Below are 16,933 nucleotides of genomic sequence, written 5' to 3'. Positions count from 1 at the left end.
CAAAGATCGGCACCCGGCGAGTTCCCAAGGAGCGGTGAGCGCCGATGACCCCCGGTGAGATCCAGTACGGCGAGGCGCCCATCCCGCTCAACCCGGGCCGCGAGCGCGTCACCGTCCGCGTCGTCAACACCGCCGACCGGCCGATCCAGGTCGGGTCGCACTACCACTTCGCCGCGTGCAACCCCGGTCTGGCGTTCGACCGCCAGGCGGCCTGGGGCACCCGCCTCGACATTCCCGCCGGCACGGCGGCGCGGTTCGAGCCGGGCGTCGAGCGCGACGTGACCCTCGTGCCGATCGCCGGGAACCGGATCGTCCCCGGGCTCCGCTCCGAGTGGGCCGGACCTCTCGACGGGAGCCCCCATGTTCATTGAACGATCACGCTACGCCGCGCTCTACGGCCCCACCGTCGGCGACCGGATCAGGCTGGCCGACACCGACCTGCTCATCGAGGTCACCGAGGACCTGTCGATGGGTCCCTCGGGGGCGGGCGACGAGGCCGTGTTCGGCGGCGGCAAGGTCATCAGGGAGTCGATGGGCCAGGCCAGGACCACCAGGGCCGAAGGCTCGCCCGACCTGGTGATCACCGGTGCGGTGGTCCTCGACCACTGGGGCGTGGTCAAGGCCGACATCGGGATCAGGAGCGGCCGGATCGTCGCGATCGGCAAGGCCGGCAACCCCGACACCATGGACGGCATCCACCCCGATCTGGTCATCGGCCCCTCGACCGAGATCCTCTCGGGCAACGGGAAGATCCTGACCGCCGGGGCGATCGACTCCCACGTCCACCTCATCTGCCCGCAGATCCTGGACGAGGCCCTCGCCGCGGGGGTGACGACCATCGTCGGCGGCGGCACGGGACCCGCCGAGGGCACCAAGGCCACCACGGTGACCGGCACCTGGTATCTCGCCCGGATGCTGGAGTCCCTCGACTCCTACCCGATCAACGTCGCACTGCTCGGCAAGGGCAACACGGTCAGCAGCGAGGGCCTGTACGAGCAGCTGCGCGCCGGGGCCTCCGGCTTCAAGCTGCACGAGGACTGGGGCACCACCCCGGCCGCCATCGACGCCTGCCTGTCGGTCGCCGACGCCACCGGCACCCAGGTGACGATCCACACCGACACCCTGAACGAGGCCGGGTTCGTGGAGTCGACGCTGGCGGCGATCGGCGACCGGATGATCCACGCCTACCACACGGAGGGGGCGGGAGGCGGTCACGCGCCGGACATCATCCAGGTCGCCTCCTACCGCAACATCCTGCCCTCCTCGACCAACCCGACCCGCCCGCACACCATCAACACGCTGGATGAACACCTCGACATGCTGATGGTCTGCCACCATCTCAACCCCTCCATCCCCGAGGATCTGGCCTTCGCCGAGTCCCGGATCCGGCCGTCCACGATGGCGGCCGAGGACGTGCTGCACGACCTGGGCGCGATCTCGATGATCGGCTCGGACTCCCAGGCGATGGGCCGGGTGGGTGAGACGATCATCCGGACCTGGCAGACCGCGCACGTGATGAAGCGCCGCCGGGGCGCGCTGTCGGGCGACGGCGGCGCGGACAACCTCCGTGCCCGGCGCTACGTCGCCAAATACACGATCTGCCCGGCGGTGGCGCACGGCCTGGACGGCGAGGTCGGCTCGGTCGAGGTCGGCAAGCTGGCCGACCTGGTCCTGTGGGACCCCGCCTTCTTCGGGATCAAACCGGACCTGGTGGTCAAGGGCGGCGTGATCTCCTACGCCCAGATGGGCGACGCCAACGCCTCCATCCCGACCCCCCAGCCGGTCATGCCCCGCCCGATGTTCGGCGCCTCCCCCGTCACCGCCGCCGCCACCTCGGTCCACTTCGTCGCCCCACTGGCGATCGAGGACGGCCTGGCCGACCGGCTGGCCGTACGGCGGCGCCTGCTTCCGGTGGCCGACGTCCGCCGCCGGGGCAAGGAGAGCATGCCGCTCAACGACGCCATGCCCAGGATCGACGTGGATCCCGACACCTTCGCCGTCCGCGTGGACGGCGACCTGATCGAACCCGCCCCGGTCGAGTCCCTGCCCATGACCCAGCGTTACTTCCTGTTCTGATGCACGCCGCGCCGCTGCCGGACGGCCCCCGGCTCCCCGCCGGGGGTCAGGAACACTCGGGAGGCGTCCTCTGATGCACGCCGCGCCGCTGCCGCCGGCCGACTCCCGGCTCCCCGCCGGGGGTCAGGAACACTCGGGGGGCGTCCTCTGATGCACGCCGCGCTGTTGCTGCTGGCCGACTCCCGGCTCCCCGCCGGGGGTCACGGGCACTCGGGAGGCGTCGAGGAGGCGGTCAGGATCGGCGCGATCCACGACCTGCCCAGCCTCGCCGCGTTCCTGCGAGGGCGCCTGGCCACCACCGGCCTGGTGACGGCCGCTCTCGCGGCGGCGGCCTGCGAGTACGGATCGTCCGCGAGCCGTACGGGATGGATCCGGCTGAACGCGGAGGCCGACGCCAGGACCTCCTCCCCCGCCCAGCGGGACGCCAGCCGTACGCAGGGCAGGCTGCTGCTGCGGACCGCTCGGCGGATCTGGCCGTCACCGGTGCTCGACGTCCTGGCGGAGAGCCTGCCGCAGGGCGCCCATCATCCGGTGGCACTCGGCGCGGTGGCGGCCGCGGCGGGATGCGTCCCCGGAGAGGCCGCTCTGGCAGCCGCCTACACCGCCGTCACCGGCCCGGCCACCGCGGCGGTACGGCTGCTCGGCCTCGACCCGGTCGCGGTCCACGGCCTCCTCGCCGGCCTCGCTCCGGACCTGGAACGGGTCGCGGCCACCACCCCCACCGACTGGGAGGCGCTGCCCGCGCACGCCGCCCCCGCGCTCGACCTGCTCGCCGAACATCATATCCGCGCCGAGTTGAGGCTTTTCGTCTCCTGACCAGTTAAGGACGGTGACCCCATGGGCGCCAACCACGACGACCACCATCACGCGGCCGACCCGCACGGCCGGGCGCTGCGCCTGGGCATCGGAGGCCCCGTCGGCAGCGGCAAGACCGCGCTGACCGCGGCGCTGTGCCGGACCCTCGGCCAGAGCCTGCGCCTGGGCGTGGTGACCAATGACATCTACACCACCGAGGACGCCGACTTCCTGAGGAAGGCGGGCGTGCTCGATCCGGAGCGGATCGCCGCGGTGCAGACCGGGTGCTGCCCGCACACCGCCATCCGCGACGACATCGCGGCCAACCTCGACGCGGTGGAGACCCTGGAGGAGCGGTTCGGCCCGCTCGACCTGGTGATCGTGGAGAGCGGCGGCGACAACCTCACCGCCACCTTCAGCAGAGGCCTGGCCGACAGGCAGATCTTCGTGCTGGACGTGTCGGGCGGCGACAAGGTCCCCCGCAAGGGTGGTCCCGGCGTGACGGCGGCAGACCTGCTCGTGATCAACAAGATCGACCTCGCCCCGATGGTCGGCGCGGACCTCACGGTCATGTCCCGCGACGCGGCGGCCGTACGGGACGGCAAGCCCGTGCTGTTCACCTCGGTCAGGGAGGAGCCGAGCGCGCACGCGGTCGCGACGTGGGTCAGCGGCATCGTCGAGTCCTGGGCCGGCGACCACGGCCACGAGCCTGACCACGGCCACGAGCCCGACCATGTCCCCGCCTGACCGGCTCGCCATGACCTCACCCGCTCACGGCGTCACCGCGACCCCACCCGATTCCGGCAACGCCAGACCAGAAACCACCACTCTCATCGAAATAACCAAAAACCATCCCGCCCCCGGCGCCGCCCCGACCCCGCCCGGCCTCGACAACGTCATCGGGGTCTCATGCGGCCCCGACGGCACCGTCCTGATCTCCCCCGGCCCCGACAACGCCACCGTGATCCCGCCCGGCCACAACGGCGCCGCCACGGTCTCTCCCGATCCTGGCGACACGGTCCCGCCCGCCCTCGGCGGCATCACCGCGACCCCGCCTCGGCGATCAGGGCAGGGATCGGCCCCCCGGCGCTCGATGAGGGCTCGGGCGGCGATCGTCACCGAACGCGACGCGGACGGCCGGACCCTTCTCGCCACGATGCGGTCCGATCCGCCGATCACGTTGCGCAGGACCGGGCCGGGTCAGGTGCACCTGGTGTCCACCGCGGCGGGACCGCTCGGCGGTGACGACCTCGCGCTCGACATCGAGGTGGCACCGGGCACCACGCTGGACGTACGGTCGGTCGCGAGCACGCTGGTGCTGCCCGGCACCGCCGGGGGCGAGTCACTGATGACGGTCACCGCCCGGGTCGGGGCGGGGGCGTCGCTGCGTTTCACGCCCGAGCCGACGGTGCTGGCCGTGGGCTGCCTGCACCGCATGGTCGTACGGCTGGAACTCGCCGAGGACACGCGGGTGTTCTGGCGCGAGGAGATCGTCTTCGGCAGGTACGGCGAGCAGCCCGGCAGCTGCCACTCCCGCTTCGACGCCACGTTCGCGGGCGGCCCGCTGCTCCGGCAGGAGTTCGTGGTGGGCGAACCGGCGATCGACGGCAGCCCGGCCGTCTACGGCGACGCCCGCTGCGTCGGCAGCACCCTGATGACCGGACGGGCGCCCGAGCCGGTCATCGGCGACGGCTGGGCGGTTCTTCCCCTGGCCGGACCGGGCACCCTGGTCTCCGCCCTCGGCCGGGACGCCGTGGAGCTGCGGCAGCGCCTGCTGCGGGGCGAGGCGGCGGCCGTGAAGCGTCAGCCGTAGGACGTCGATCGTGAAGCGTCAGCCGTCGATCGAGGCGTGAGGCCTCGGCATCGATCGCCAAGCGTCAGTCCTGGATCATGAGACATGGGCATGGATCGTGAGGGCTGAGATACGAGACGTCAGTCGTAGAAGCCCAGGCGACGCAGCTGCTTGGGGTCGCGCTGCCAGTCCTTGGCGACGCTGATCCGCAGGTCGAGGTAGACCCGGGTGCCGAGCAGCGCCTCGATCTGTGTGCGGGCGCGGCTGCCGACGTCCTTGAGCCGGCTGCCCTTGTGCCCGATCACGATGGCCTTCTGGGACGAACGCTCGACGAACATGTGCGCGTAGATGTCGAGTAGATCTTCGCGACCCTCCCGGGGCGCCATCTCGTCGACGACGACCGCGATCGAGTGCGGCAGCTCGTCGCGAACGCCCTCCAGGACCGCCTCCCGGATCAACTCGCCCACCAGCACCTGCTCGGGCTCGTCGGTGAGCTGACCACCCGCGTACAGCGGCGGGCTCTCCGGAAGCCGTTTGATCAGAATGTCGGCCAGCACGTCGAGTTGCTCCCCCGACTTCGCCGAGACCGGGACGATCTCGGCGAACTCCGCGAGCCGGGAGACCGCGAGCAGCTGCTCGGCGATCTGCTCCCGGCTCGCCAGGTCGCACTTGCTCACCACGGCGACGATCGGGGTCTTCTTGATCGCGGCGAGCTTCTCCGCGATGAACCGGTCGCCCTTGCCGATGGGCTCGTTCGCGGGCACGCAGAAGCCGATCACGTCGACCTCGGTCAGCGTGGACAGCACCAGGCTGTCCAGCCGCTCGCCCAGCAGCGTGCGCGGCCGGTGGAAGCCCGGCGTGTCCACGATGATGAGCTGGGAGTCGGGGCGGTGCACGATGCCGCGGATGGCGCGGCGGGTGGTCTGGGGCTTGGATGAGGTGATCGCCACCTTCGTGCCGACCAACGCGTTCATCAGCGTGGACTTGCCGACGTTGGGCCGGCCGACGAAGCAGGCGAAACCGGCATGGAAATCAGCAGCTGAGGAACTCACGTCAACCATTGTCGCCGATGTCGACCTCAGCTCTGACGCATCCACCGCCGCGACGGTCCCAACCCTGGCACAACAGGCCATCGCCGCGGGCCCCGGCCCTGACGCGACACGCCACCGCGACCGGCCCCGAACCCTGACCTGACACGCCATCGCGACCGGCCCCGGCCGGACGCGAGACGCCGGAGCGACCGGCCCCGGGCCCTGACACGCCTACCGTCGCAAACCGGTCTCACTCCCGACGCGAGACGCCGGAGCGACCGCTCTCAGCTCTGGCGCACTGTGCCGTCGGGATCGGCTACGAGCAGTGTCTTGCCGCCCAGATCGCGGACCGCCTGCGCGTCGGCGTCGGCCGGCCCGTCTCCCGCGGTGACCAGTGCGGCCGCCTCCAGGGACTCGGCGCCGCTGGACACGGCCATCGCCACGGCGACCTGCAGTGCCGACAGCGTCAGCGACGGCAGCGCCACATTCGTCGCCGAGTAGGTCCGGCCGGTCTCGTCACGCACGGCCGCACCCTCGGCCGTGCCGTTGCGGGCGCGGGCGGAACGGGCCAGAACGATGATTTTGTTGTCCTCGGGATCGAGGGTCGCGTCACTCACGGCACAAGAGTATTCAGCTCGTGGGAGGCGGTGCGACCCCGGCCAGGCCGCAATCCGGGCAGGTCAGCCTCGAACCGGTCAGGTCGATCAGGTCGGGCCGCGGTCCGGTCAGGCCGGTCCTGGTCAGGCCACAGTCCTGCGGGCCAGACCACAGCCCCGTCAGAGCGGCCGGGTCAGGCCCCGGCCCGGTCGAGCAGGAAGTGGGCGAGCTGCCGGGTGCGTCCGACGTCGACGCGCGAGATCCCGGCGTGCACCAGCGAGACCAGCGTGCTCCCCGCCCGGGCGAAGACCAGGTGCATCTCGTAGGGATATCCGTTCAGCCGGCCTCTCAGCCGCCTGGCCTGCACCTCATCGCCGACCCCTCCCAGCTTCAGGGTGGAGACCCTGAAGGAGGTGATTTTGCCCGCCCGGGGGCTCGCCGCCACCGGGCAGCTGCCCAGCGCCTTGGTGAGCTCGGCGAAGTGGAGCTTGGCGTCGTCGCCCGTGTATGACGCCAGGCCGACTCCGGCCAGCTCACCCAGTTTGTCGCCCGGGTAGGTCACGGCGACCCGGGCCCCCGGAGCCCACTGCGGCGGACTGCCTCCGGCCGTGTCGAGAACGAGCCGGCAGTCACTGCCGACCGGCCGGAAAGGCGTCTTCCACCCGTCACGCTGCCGGGCGGAGAAACCGTCCGGGAGTTCCTTCGGTTCTTTCAGCAGTCCTCGTAGCCGTGCCAACTCCTCGCCCGGATTCGCAGCGGTTCCGGGCCCCATCTTGTCGGCACCGCAGCTCACCAAAGAACCCGATAAAAGCCCACAGATCACCACTAAAGCGGCAATACACGTCCTCCGCGCCATGATAATTCCCCCGATGTCACGTGCGGGGTTTTTGTCCCCGCCGCCCGCTTTCCTCCCTTCCCCATTGGCAAAAGCGGCAATCATCAGGAAACGCCTAAGGGCGCCCTCAACCACACGACACGGCTGAGAACGCCCTTAAGTGAGCAACACGGAGAAGATCGGTCGTACTGCCGTCACTTCCGCTCGGTGGAAGCCGAAACCGAGTCAGGCTCAGCCTGAGCGACCCGCCTGACGAGAACCGTGCCGATCCGGTTGCGGCGCCCGGCGAGGCTCTCGGCCGTCAGGCTGAGCCCCTCCACCACGGCCTCGGAACCGGCGATCGGCACCCTGCCCAGCGCGTGCGCGAGCAGGCCGCCGACGGTCTCCACGTCGTCCACCTCGAGCTCGACGGCGAACAGGTCCGCGAGATCGCCCACCGGAAGCCGGGCGGTCACCCGGACCGAACCGTCCTCGAGCGACTCCACCCGGGGAGCCTCCTGGTCGTATTCGTCGGCGATCTCACCGACGATCTCCTCCAGGACGTCCTCGATCGTGACCAGACCGGCCGTGCCGCCGTACTCGTCGATGACGATGGCCTGGTGGATCTGGCGGGCCTGCATCTCGCGGAGGAGCTGGTCGATCGGCTTGCTCTCCGGCACGTAGGTGGCCGGACGCATGATCGACTCGACCGACTCGGCACGACCGTCGTCCCCGGTGTCCTGCACCCGGCGCGCGATGTCCTTGAGGTAGGCGATGCCGATGACGTCGTCCTCGTTCTCGCCGACCACGGGAATCCGTGAGAAGCCGCTGCGCAGGGCGAGCGACAGGCTCTGGCTCAGCGTCTTGCCGCGCTCGATGAACACCATGTCGGTGCGGGGCACCATGACCTCGCGGACCAGGGTGTCGCCGAGCTCGAAGACCGAGTGGATCATCTCCCGCTCGTCGGGCTCGATGACCCTGCGCTCCTCGGCCAGGTCGACCAGGTCCCGCAGCTCGGCCTCGGAGGTGAACGGCCCCTCCCTGAAGCCCTTACCGGGCGTCACGGCGTTGCCGAGCAGTATGAGGAGCTTGGGGAGGGGTCCGAAGATCCGGGTCAGGCCGTACACCACAGGCGCGCTGGCGAGCGCGATCGGCTCGGCGTGCTGGCGGCCCAGGGTGCGTGGAGAGACCCCGACGATCACGTAGCTGACCACGATCATGATCGCCGCCGCGGCGGCGTACGCCCAGCCCTGGTCACCGAGCCAGTCGATGAACAGCAGCGTCGCGATCACCGTGGCGAGCAGCTCGCAGCTCAACCGGAGCAGGAGCAGCAGGTTGAGGTAACGCGGCGGGTCCGCGACGATCGCCTGCAGGCGCACCGCGCCCCGGCGCCCGTCACGGACGAACTCCTCGGCGCGCACCCGTGAGATCCGGGTCAGGGCCGTCTCCGCGCTGGCGATCAACCCGCCGACCACGACAAGGAAGACGGCCGAGAACAACCACCCGTTGGTGATGTTCACCGCTGGGGGCGCACCTCCCGCCACGACTCGAGAAGCTCGCCCTGGAGGCCGAACATCTCCTTGTGCTCGTCAGGTTCGGCGTGGTCGTAGCCGAGCAGGTGGAGGATGCCGTGCGTGCACAGCAGCTCCAGCTCCGCCTCGGTGCTGTGCCCGGCCTCGGCCGCCTGCTTGGCGGCCACCTGCGGGCAGAGCACCACGTCGCCGAGGAGCGCGGGATCGGTGGGGATGTCCCCCTCGTGCCGGGGCCCGGGGCCGGGGCCCGGGCGCAGCTCGTCCATCGGGAAGGCGAGGACGTCGGTCGGGCCCGGCTCACCCATCCACTGCTCGTGCAGCACCGACATCGCCTCCTCGTCGACGATGAGGATGGACAGCTCGGCGAGCGGGTTGATGCCCATCCGCTCCAGCACGTGCCCGGCCAGCGAGACGATAAGCCCCTCGTCGATCTCGACGCCGGACTCGTTGTTGACCTCGGTGCTCATTGCTCGCTCATGTTCTCTCCCGGGAGCGCTTGACGACGCCCTTGATCGCCTGCGGCGCGTTCTGCCGCTGAATCTCGTCGTAACGCCCATAGGCGTCCACGATGTCGCCCACCAGCTTGTGACGTACCACGTCCGCACTGGTCAGATGGCTGAAGTGGATGTCGGAGACCCCCTCGAGGATATCCTGCACCACCCTCAGACCGCTCTGCGTGCCGTTGGGCAGGTCGACCTGGGTGACGTCACCGGTGACAACGATCTTCGAGTTGAAGCCCAGCCGCGTCAGGAACATCTTCATCTGCTCGGGCGAGGTGTTCTGCGCCTCGTCGAGGATGATGTAGGCGTCGTTGAGCGTGCGGCCGCGCATGTAGGCGAGGGGTGCGACCTCGATCGTGCCCGCGGCCATCAGCCGGGGGATCGAGTCGGGGTCGAGCATGTCGTGCAGCGCGTCGTAGAGCGGACGCAGGTAGGGGTCGATCTTCTCGTAGAGCGTGCCGGGCAGGAAGCCCAGCCGCTCGCCCGCCTCGACCGCGGGGCGGGTGAGAATGATTCTGGTGACCTTCTTGTCCTGCAGTGCCCTTACGGCCTTCGCCATGGCGAGATAGGTCTTGCCCGTGCCCGCCGGACCGATGCCGAAGACGATGGTGAACTTGTCGATCGCGTCGACGTAACGCTTCTGGTTCACGGTCTTCGGCCGGATGGTCCGGCCGCGCGAGGAGATGATGTCCAGGGAGAGCACCTCGGCCGGACGGTCGGAGGTCATGCGCAGCATCGCGATGCTGCGCTCCACCGCGTCCGCCGTGAGCTCCGTGCCCCCGCGGACGAGCTCGGCCAGCTCTTCGAAGAGGCGCACCACTGCGCTGCTCTCCTCCGGGCTGCCGGTGACGGTGATCTCGTTGCCCCGGACGTGGATGTCGGCGCGGAAGGCGCCCTCGATGACGCGCAGCAGCTCGTCGCGCGAGCCCAGCAGGCTGACCATCGAATGATCGTCCGGAATCACTACCTTTGCCTGGGTCCGGCTTGGACCTTTGGATCTTGGCGATGGGGTTCTGCTGGAATCGTATGTCTCGGACATGGGCGGGCCTTACGGCCTGTTCGCCTCCAGATATCGACGTAGGACTTCAACGCCATCGTATCCGTGATCGACAGGATCGTGCCTTCGGGTTTTCACCCGGGCGGCCAGGTCAGCCCGCGCCCTCCGAGGACGTGCGCGTGCACGTGGAAGACGGTCTGGCCTGCCCCGGGGCCCGTGTTGAAGACCATCCGGTAACCGGAGCCGGCGACGCCCTCCTGCTCCGCGACCGCGTGCGCCGTCCTGAGCACCTCGTCGGCCAGGCCGTGGTCGGCGGCCGCCAGAGCCGCCGCGTCCGGGTAGTGGTCCTTGGGGATCACGAGCGCGTGGGTCGGCGCCTGCGGGTTGACGTCCCGGAACGCCAGCGTGCGATCCGTCTCGTAGACGATCTCCGCCGGGATCTCCTTGGCGACGATTCTGCAGAATAGGCAGTCGGTTTCGCTTACCATGCAGGCACCCTACCCCCGAGGACGTTGCGAATCGGTGATGGTTAGCCGTCCGCAAACAAAGATCCACCCGGATAAGGTGAGTATGCAAAACTTCAACGATGACAGACCGCTGTGACTAGCACGATATGGCCGCCTGGCGAGGACACGACTGGCTCATGCCCCCTAATGAACCGGAAGAACGTAAACCGTCTGGGAAGGCCGCGCGTCCCACTGATGTGACCACCGAGACTCTCGTGGCCGACAGGTCGCTCGGGGCGGTGCCCGTCGGGTGGGATGCCGATATGGCCGTTACCGCGCTTTACAGCGCGCACTATCGGTCTCTTGTGCGTCTCGCCGTCCTCCTCGTCCGCGATATGGCAACCGCGGAAGAGGTCGTGCAGGACGCGTTCGTCGCCATTCATGGCGCCTGGCGCAGACTGCGTGACACCGACAAGGCTCTCGCCTACTTGCGCCAATCGGTCGTCAACCGATCGCGCTCGGTGCTTCGGCACCGGGCGGTCGTGGAGAAATACGCGCCCAAGGGCATGCCGGACGCGCCGAGCGCCGAGAACGGGGCGATCGGCGAGTTCGAGAGGTCCGCCGTCATCGAGGCGCTCCGCGGTCTGCCCACACGCCAGCGTGAGGCACTGGTTCTGCGCTACTACGGAGATCTGTCCGAAGCGCAGATCGCCCATGCGATGGGCATCAGCAAAGGCGCCGTCAAGAGTCACACGGCTCGCGGGATGGCCGCCCTACGAACATCACTGGAGCAACTGTCATGACCGACTCCCCGGATGAGTACGGCGAGCTGCTTCGCCGTGCCCTCAGCGCGGAGGCGAACTCGGTCGTTCCCTCCCCGGATGGACTGGAGATCATCCGCGCTCGCGTAGAAAGGCGCGGGCTCCGCGGGCTGATGTGGTGGCGCGCCGGAGCCTCTGTAGCGGGAGTCGTCCTCGTCGCGGCCACCGTCGTCATGGTGGTCCCGCAGTTCCGTGAGCAGGTGATCCCGCAGTTCCGCACCGGTGAGGTCAACTACACCGAGACGACCCCGCCCGCGGACGGTTCCGCCACCTCACGCCCTCCGTCGAACCAGGGGGTGCAGCCACCGCCGCCCGTCATCAAGTCGACCGCGCCGGCGCCCCTGCCCACCCAGTCCAGGAGCTTCGCCCCGAGCGTCAAGCCGACGCCGAGGCCCACCGTCAAGGCCACGCCCTCGCCGACCTGTCCGACCTCCACCAGCAAGCCGGTCCCGCCCGAGGAAACCCCCGAGAAGTGCGAGGAGACAGAGACCCCGACGCCGACGCCGACCCCGACGCTTCTGGAGCCCTCGGTCTCCCCGGTGAACCCATGTCCGATCGCGGAGTGCCCGCCGCCGGACGACACGCCGCCCCCGCTGCCGACGGAGGCGAGCACGCCCGTCCCCACCCCCGCGGGCAGCTAGGGTCCGGCGCGAAGGCGCTCCGGTGTCACGGCCGCGCCCCGCGCGGGAAACCTTCTCTCGCAGTGGGCATGGAGTGGGTGCAGACCACCGCGGCCTTGGCCGGAGGCTCCGTCACGAGAGGGCGCCGTCCGGACCGCGGAAAGATCACCAGCGGCCGGTGCGCGTCTGGAGCACCGCCACCGCGGCGACCCCGGCGGTCGAGGTGCGCAGCACCGTCGGCCCGAGCAGCGCCGGTACGGCTTTCGCCTCGTGGAACGCGGTGATCTCCTCTGCGGAGACCCCGCCCTCGGGACCGACCACCACGACGATGTCGCCGTCGCCGGGAAGCTGCAGGGTCGAGAGCGGGGAGGCCGCCTCCTCGTGCAGCACGATGCCCAGCGCCGCCGCGGAAAGCAGCTCGGCGACCTTCGCGGTGGTGGCGAGTTCGAGCACCTCGGGCAGGTGGAAGCGGCGGGACTGCTTGCCCGCCTCCCGCGCCGTGGACCGCCAGCGGGCCAGCGACTTGGCCGCCCGCTCGCCCTTCCACTGGGTGACGCACCTGGCCGCGGCCCAGGGCACGATCACGTCGGCTCCCGCCTCGGTCATCATTTCCACGGCCAGCTCCCCCCGGTCGCCCTTGGGCAGTCCCTGGACCACCACCAGGCGAGGGCGCGGTGCGGGCACGTCGTAGCGGCGCAGCACCTGGACCCGGAGCGAGTCCCTGTCGGCGGACAGGACCACGCACTCGGCCACGGCGCCCGCGCCGTCGGTCAGATCGAGCCGTTCTCCGGCTCGCAACCGCCGTACGGCCGCCGCGTGACGTCCCTCCGAGCCGCCGAACGTGAACTCCGCCAGCGCCAGATCGGCGGCCTCGGCCAGGAAGACCGGAGCCGTCATCGGCCGTCGGAGCCGTGCGGCCGGGCCCGGGAGGGGCCCCGCTCAGCGGCCATTGAACGCGTCTCGCAGGCGGGAGAAGAAGCTCTGCTGCCCGGGGGCGAACTTGCCGGGCGGGCGTTCCTCCCCGCGGAGCCTGGCGAGCTCGCGCATGAGCTCCTCCTGTGCCGCGTCAAGGCGGGAGGGGGTCTCGATGTTGACGTGGATCAGCAGGTCGCCCCGGCCGCTCTCGTTGAGGTGCTGGATGCCGCGGCCGTAGAGCGGAATGGTCTGGCCCGACTGCGTGCCTGGCCGGATGTCCAGCTCCTCGGGACCGTCGAGCGTCTCCATGGTCAGGATGGTGCCGAGGGAGGCCGCGGTCATCGGGATCTGCACGGTGCAGTGCAGGTCGTCGCCCCGACGCTCGAAGATGTCGTGCGGGCGCTCGACGATCTCCAGGAACAGGTCTCCGGGCGGGCCGCCGCCCGGGCCGATCTCACCTTCACCGGCGAGCTGGATGTGGGTGCCGTCCTCCACGCCCGCCGGGATGCGGACCTTGATGGTCCGCCGCGTGCGAACCCGGCCGTCGCCGGAGCACTCCTGGCAGGGGTTGCGGATGATCGAGCCGAAACCGCCACACTGGGGGCAGGGCCGGGAGGTCATGACCTGGCCGAGGAAGGACCGGGTGACCTGGGACACCTCACCGCGGCCGTGACACATGTCACAGGTGTCGGGGTGGGTGCCGGCCGCCGCGCCGGAGCCCGTGCAGACCTCACAGAGCACGGCGGTGTCGACGACCAGCTCGCGGGTGGTGCCGAAGGCCGACTCGCTCAGGTCGAGCTCGACCCGGATGGTGGCGTTGCGCCCGCGGCGGGCCCGTGAACGGGGGCCGCGGCCACCGCCGCCCGCCGCGCCGAAGAAGGCGTCCATGATGTCGCTGAACGGGAAACCCGCACCGAAGCCGCCGGCCCCGGCACCCGCGCCCGCGGCGAACGGATCGGCGCCCATGTCGTACATCTGCCGCTTGTTGGAGTCCGACAGGACCTCATAGGCCTGCGTGATCTCCTTGAACCTCTCCTGGGTCTCAGGGTCGGGGTTCACGTCGGGATGCAGCTCCCGCGCCAGGCGCCGGTAGGCTTTCTTGATCTCTTCCGCACTGGCGTCACGACGCACCCCGAGGGTGCCGTAGTAGTCACTCTTAGCCACTTAGTTGACCTCTTAGGATGCAGCCAGAATTTGGCTGACGTAACGTGCCACCGCGCGCACCGCGCCCATCGTGACCGGGTAGTCCATTCGCGTCGGACCCAGCACACCGAGCCGGGCCAGCTGCTTGTCTCCTGAACCGTATCCAGCCGCGACGATCGACGTGCCCTGGAGTCCGGTATAGGGGTTTTCCGAGCCTATCCGCACTGTCAGCGCTGACAGATCGGACGTCTCGCCGAGCAGGCGCATGAGCACGACCTGCTCTTCCAGGGCCTCCAGCACGTCACGGAGCCCGACGGTGAAGTCGGCCCCCGCGAGGTTGGCGGCCCCGGCAAAAACAATCTTTTCATCGTGCCGGTCCACCAGGGACTCCAGCAGCACCGACAGGATCGTCGCCGCGAGCGGCCTGTCCTCGGCCGCGAGGCGCGCGGGCAGATCGACGACCTTGTCGGGGACGCTGGTGAGACCGCATCCGTCCAGGGAGGAGTTGAGCATCGCCCGCAGATGGGCGACACGGGCCTCGTCGACCGTCTCGTGCAGCTCGACCACGCGCTGCTCGACCCGTCCCGTGTTGGTGATGAGCACGAACATCAGCCGCCGCTCGCTCAGCGGGACCAGCTCGACGTGGCGGACCGTGGAGTTGGTCAGCGTGGGGTATTGCACCACCGCCACCTGACGGGTCAGCTGCGCCAGCAGCCGTACCGTGCGCATGACGACGTCGTCGATGTCCACGGCGCCGGCCAGGAAGGTCTCGATGGCCTTCCTCTCCGCGCTCGACAGCGGCTTCACCTGAGAGAGCCGGTCGACGAACAGCCGGTAGCCCTTGTCGGTGGGCACCCGGCCGGCACTGGTGTGGGGCTGGGCGATGTAGCCCTGCTCCTCCAGCACCGCCATGTCGTTGCGGATGGTCGCGGGCGACACACCCAGGTTGTGCCGCTCGACGAGAGCCTTGGAACCCACCGGCTCATTGGTGGACACGTAGTCCTCGACAATGGCGCGAAGCACCGCGAGCTTCCGGTCGTCGACCAACGTGCTCACCTCCCTGCCTGCGTCCGAAGGGGGAAACCACAGGTCTGGCACTCAGTGTTCCCGAGTGCCAAGTGTACGGCCCACGGCCGCGAGGTGCGATAACAGGAGGGGCAGATGATCGGACCAAGCCGTCGTCAAGTCAACTGCTATCGCTATCCAAGCGGCACCAACCACAATTTGGCACATGTCCCACGATTTCGGTCCTTCTTCGGGTGACGCATCCACGCGCGCATCCGGTTACGGCGTTCCTCAGCAGCCATATGGCCAGCAGCAGTACCAGAACGGCCCCTCCTACGGTTATGCCCCTCCCGGTCCCGGTTACGGCACCCCCCAGGGCCCTTCGCCCATGGCGAAGATCAAGCCCAGCATCGGCTGGATCGTCGGCGTCTGGCTTGTCGCGGTGCTCAGCGTGGTCGTCGGCATCGGCGGCTTCGTCGGCGGCGTCTTCGGCGCGCTCGGGGACGTCCTGCCCACCTCGTCCTTCGGCTCGGGCAAGACCGTCACGGTCAAACTCGACCCCGCGGCCGGTTCCGTCATCTACGTCTCCACGACCGGACCCACCGATTTCGAGTGTGCGTTCCAGGGCGGTCCGGGAACAGCCACGCTCACGCGGCCCCAGGGCCAGCAGACCGTCACCGTCAACGGCGTCAGCTGGGAGATGGGCCTGCTGGTAGGGGTCGACAAGGCGGGTGACTACCGGCTCACCTGCACCGCCGACGAGGCGGCCGGCACCGAGTTCGGCGTGGGCAGGGAGCTCTCCACCGACTCGCTGCTGGGCGGGGTGATCGCCCTGTTCGCGGTGCCGAGCGGCGGGCTCCTGCTGGCCGTCATCGTGACGATCGTCGTGCTGGTGAGGCGGAGCGGCGCCCGCAGGCGCCAGGCCGAGGCCGCGTCGGCGGGGCAGTGGGGACCTCAGGGACCGTACGGCGGGTGATCCCGGCTTTTGCTAACGTCCATCTGGTTCCTGGCGCGAGGTGGTGGGCGGTCGGTGATGTACGAACGTGACGTGCTGGCGGGAAACTGGCGACGTCCTTTGAAGGGGAAGATCCCTCAGGTCCCCGCGGAGCTCGATCTGGTCGTGGAAGACGCCGACGGCGGGTTCTGCGGTGCCGTGGTGGCCTGCGACAAGGAGGCCGTCACCCTGGAGGACCGGTTCGGGCGCCGGCGGTTGTTCCCCCTGGAGCCGGCCGCGTTCCTCCTGGAGGGCAAGGTGGTGACGCTCGTCCGTCCCGCCGCCGCGCCCCAGAGCCCGAGGCGGAGCGCCTCGGGCTCCATCGCGGTGGAGGGTCTGCGGGCGCAGGTCGCCAAGGAGAGCCGGATCTACGTGGAGGGCATCCACGACGCCGCCCTCGTGGAGAAGGTCTGGGGCCACGACCTGCGGGTCGAAGGCGTGGTCGTGGAGTATCTCGAAGGTGTCGACCACCTGCCCTCGATCGTCGACGAGTTCGGCCCCGGCCCCGACCGGCGCCTGGGCGTGCTCGTCGACCACCTGGTCCCCGGCTCGAAGGAGAGCAGGATCGCCGCCCAGGTCTCCTCACCGCACGTGCTGATCGTCGGGCATCCGTTCGTGGACGTCTGGCAGGCGGTCAGGCCGTCCGCGCTGAAAATCTCCTCCTGGCCGTCGGTACCACGCGGCGTACCCTGGAAGGAAGGCGTCATCGCCGCCCTGGGCTGGAAACTGGAGCCCGGCGACGCGTGGCGCCGCATTCTCGGATCGGTCACGACATATGCCGATCTGGAGCCGGAGCTCCTCGGCCCGGTCGAGGAATTGATCGACTTTGTGACGGTTCCCGGCGAGGATGGCTAG

General features: G+C 69.7%; 19 protein-coding genes. 9 read left to right on the top strand and 10 right to left on the bottom strand.

Features of this window, described 5'->3' with window-relative positions; all coding sequences use genetic code 11:
• Positions 1-44: 44 nt before the first annotated feature.
• The 5 genes from DKM19_RS09290 (at position 45) to DKM19_RS09270 (ending at position 4,684) form a co-directional block, all read left to right on the top strand.
• Positions 45-371: an urease subunit beta gene (locus DKM19_RS09290; RefSeq protein ID WP_089209436.1), complete on the top strand. Its 327-nt coding sequence runs from the start codon at positions 45-47 to the stop codon at positions 369-371.
• Complete coding sequence (locus DKM19_RS09285) at positions 361-2,076, top strand: urease subunit alpha (protein WP_110695344.1); 1,716 nt, start codon at positions 361-363, stop codon at positions 2,074-2,076. Before DKM19_RS09290 ends, DKM19_RS09285 begins: the two co-directional genes overlap by 11 nt.
• 150 nt (positions 2,077-2,226) lie before the next feature.
• Complete coding sequence (locus DKM19_RS09280) at positions 2,227-2,892, top strand: urease accessory protein UreF (protein WP_110695343.1); 666 nt, start codon at positions 2,227-2,229, stop codon at positions 2,890-2,892.
• A 21-nt stretch (positions 2,893-2,913) separates the two neighbouring features.
• Entirely contained in the window at positions 2,914-3,618 is a 705-nt protein-coding gene (gene ureG, locus DKM19_RS09275; RefSeq protein WP_110695342.1) for an urease accessory protein UreG, read from the top strand.
• Positions 3,605-4,684: an urease accessory protein UreD gene (locus DKM19_RS09270; protein ID WP_239514166.1), complete on the top strand. Its 1,080-nt coding sequence runs from the start codon at positions 3,605-3,607 to the stop codon at positions 4,682-4,684. The genes ureG and DKM19_RS09270 overlap by 14 nt, the downstream gene beginning before the upstream one ends.
• A 119-nt stretch (positions 4,685-4,803) precedes the next feature.
• On the opposite strand, the gene era is transcribed toward DKM19_RS09270, so the two are convergent.
• The 7 genes from era to DKM19_RS09235 all read right to left on the bottom strand — a co-directional run bounded on the left by era (position 4,804) and on the right by DKM19_RS09235 (position 10,622).
• Positions 4,804-5,724, bottom strand: coding sequence for a GTPase Era (gene era, locus DKM19_RS09265; RefSeq protein ID WP_110695341.1), 921 nt, complete (start codon positions 5,722-5,724; stop codon positions 4,804-4,806).
• Positions 5,725-5,978: 254 nt separating this feature from the next.
• Entirely contained in the window at positions 5,979-6,311 is a 333-nt protein-coding gene (locus tag DKM19_RS09260; RefSeq protein WP_110695340.1) for a cytidine deaminase, read from the bottom strand.
• A gap of 173 nt (positions 6,312-6,484) precedes the next feature.
• Positions 6,485-7,027, bottom strand: coding sequence for a hypothetical protein (locus DKM19_RS09255; protein WP_162641380.1), 543 nt, complete (start codon positions 7,025-7,027; stop codon positions 6,485-6,487).
• Between the two features lie 293 nt (positions 7,028-7,320).
• Positions 7,321-8,625, bottom strand: a complete 1,305-nt coding sequence (locus DKM19_RS09250) for a hemolysin family protein (RefSeq protein ID WP_110695338.1) — start codon at positions 8,623-8,625, stop codon at positions 7,321-7,323.
• Positions 8,622-9,104, bottom strand: coding sequence for an rRNA maturation RNase YbeY (gene ybeY / locus DKM19_RS09245; protein ID WP_110695337.1), 483 nt, complete (start codon positions 9,102-9,104; stop codon positions 8,622-8,624). Before ybeY ends, DKM19_RS09250 begins: the two co-directional genes overlap by 4 nt.
• Before the next feature lie 7 nt (positions 9,105-9,111).
• A complete protein-coding gene (locus DKM19_RS09240) occupies positions 9,112-10,176 on the bottom strand; it encodes a PhoH family protein (protein ID WP_110695336.1) in 1,065 nt (354 codons plus the stop codon).
• A gap of 92 nt (positions 10,177-10,268) precedes the next feature.
• Entirely contained in the window at positions 10,269-10,622 is a 354-nt protein-coding gene (locus DKM19_RS09235; RefSeq protein WP_089209444.1) for a histidine triad nucleotide-binding protein, read from the bottom strand.
• A gap of 281 nt (positions 10,623-10,903) precedes the next feature.
• On the opposite strand from DKM19_RS09235, the gene DKM19_RS09230 reads away from it, so the two are divergent.
• Together DKM19_RS09230 and DKM19_RS09225 are read left to right on the top strand one after the other, a co-directional pair.
• Entirely contained in the window at positions 10,904-11,383 is a 480-nt protein-coding gene (locus tag DKM19_RS09230) for a SigE family RNA polymerase sigma factor (RefSeq protein ID WP_089209491.1), read from the top strand.
• On the top strand, positions 11,380-12,042 hold the full coding sequence (locus DKM19_RS09225; protein WP_110695335.1) for a hypothetical protein: 663 nt from the start codon (positions 11,380-11,382) through the stop codon (positions 12,040-12,042). The genes DKM19_RS09230 and DKM19_RS09225 overlap by 4 nt, the downstream gene beginning before the upstream one ends.
• A gap of 144 nt (positions 12,043-12,186) precedes the next feature.
• Here the strand turns inward: DKM19_RS09225 and DKM19_RS09220 are convergent, their stop codons facing one another.
• Genes DKM19_RS09220 through hrcA form a run of 3 tightly spaced genes read right to left on the bottom strand, consistent with a single transcriptional unit; the run spans position 12,187 to position 15,126 of the window.
• Complete coding sequence (locus DKM19_RS09220; protein WP_110695334.1) at positions 12,187-12,918, bottom strand: 16S rRNA (uracil(1498)-N(3))-methyltransferase; 732 nt, start codon at positions 12,916-12,918, stop codon at positions 12,187-12,189.
• Between the two features lie 42 nt (positions 12,919-12,960).
• Positions 12,961-14,100 (bottom strand): molecular chaperone DnaJ, encoded by a 1,140-nt coding sequence (gene dnaJ, locus DKM19_RS09215; protein WP_110695333.1) that lies wholly within the window; start codon positions 14,098-14,100, stop codon positions 12,961-12,963.
• Positions 14,101-14,112: 12 nt separating this feature from the next.
• Positions 14,113-15,126 (bottom strand): heat-inducible transcriptional repressor HrcA, encoded by a 1,014-nt coding sequence (gene hrcA, locus DKM19_RS09210; protein WP_089209448.1) that lies wholly within the window; start codon positions 15,124-15,126, stop codon positions 14,113-14,115.
• Positions 15,127-15,310: 184 nt separating this feature from the next.
• Here hrcA and DKM19_RS09205 point away from each other — a divergent pair, with 184 nt between their 5' ends.
• On the top strand, positions 15,311-16,060 hold the full coding sequence (locus tag DKM19_RS09205; protein WP_162641379.1) for a hypothetical protein: 750 nt from the start codon (positions 15,311-15,313) through the stop codon (positions 16,058-16,060).
• A 57-nt stretch (positions 16,061-16,117) separates the two neighbouring features.
• Positions 16,118-16,933, top strand: a complete 816-nt coding sequence (locus tag DKM19_RS09200; RefSeq protein WP_110695331.1) for a DUF3097 domain-containing protein — start codon at positions 16,118-16,120, stop codon at positions 16,931-16,933.

This window comes from Streptosporangium sp. 'caverna', from assembly GCF_003203775.1.
Classification (GTDB): Bacteria; Actinomycetota; Actinomycetes; order Streptosporangiales; family Streptosporangiaceae; genus Streptosporangium; species Streptosporangium subroseum.
The sequence above is the reverse complement of the archived record's forward strand: the minus strand, read 5'-3'. Positions and strand labels throughout refer to the sequence as shown.

Excerpts from the sequence above, each read along its gene's own strand:
- DKM19_RS09205 (WP_162641379.1), top strand. The coding sequence starts at position 15,311 with ATGTCCCACGATTTCGGTCCTTCTTCGGGTGACGCATCCACGCGCGCA.
- DKM19_RS09270 (WP_239514166.1), top strand. The coding sequence starts at position 3,605 with ATGTCCCCGCCTGACCGGCTCGCCATGACCTCACCCGCTCACGGCGTC.
- ybeY (WP_110695337.1), bottom strand. The coding sequence starts at position 9,104 with ATGAGCACCGAGGTCAACAACGAGTCCGGCGTCGAGATCGACGAGGGG.
- DKM19_RS09240 (WP_110695336.1), bottom strand. The coding sequence starts at position 10,176 with ATGTCCGAGACATACGATTCCAGCAGAACCCCATCGCCAAGATCCAAA.
- ureG (WP_110695342.1), top strand. The coding sequence starts at position 2,914 with ATGGGCGCCAACCACGACGACCACCATCACGCGGCCGACCCGCACGGC.
- DKM19_RS09290 (WP_089209436.1), top strand. The coding sequence starts at position 45 with ATGACCCCCGGTGAGATCCAGTACGGCGAGGCGCCCATCCCGCTCAAC.
- DKM19_RS09225 (WP_110695335.1), top strand. The coding sequence starts at position 11,380 with ATGACCGACTCCCCGGATGAGTACGGCGAGCTGCTTCGCCGTGCCCTC.
- DKM19_RS09230 (WP_089209491.1), top strand. The coding sequence starts at position 10,904 with ATGGCCGTTACCGCGCTTTACAGCGCGCACTATCGGTCTCTTGTGCGT.
- DKM19_RS09285 (WP_110695344.1), top strand. The coding sequence starts at position 361 with ATGTTCATTGAACGATCACGCTACGCCGCGCTCTACGGCCCCACCGTC.
- DKM19_RS09220 (WP_110695334.1), bottom strand. The coding sequence starts at position 12,918 with ATGACGGCTCCGGTCTTCCTGGCCGAGGCCGCCGATCTGGCGCTGGCG.
- DKM19_RS09235 (WP_089209444.1), bottom strand. The coding sequence starts at position 10,622 with ATGGTAAGCGAAACCGACTGCCTATTCTGCAGAATCGTCGCCAAGGAG.
- DKM19_RS09280 (WP_110695343.1), top strand. The coding sequence starts at position 2,227 with ATGCACGCCGCGCTGTTGCTGCTGGCCGACTCCCGGCTCCCCGCCGGG.
- era (WP_110695341.1), bottom strand. The coding sequence starts at position 5,724 with ATGGTTGACGTGAGTTCCTCAGCTGCTGATTTCCATGCCGGTTTCGCC.
- DKM19_RS09200 (WP_110695331.1), top strand. The coding sequence starts at position 16,118 with ATGTACGAACGTGACGTGCTGGCGGGAAACTGGCGACGTCCTTTGAAG.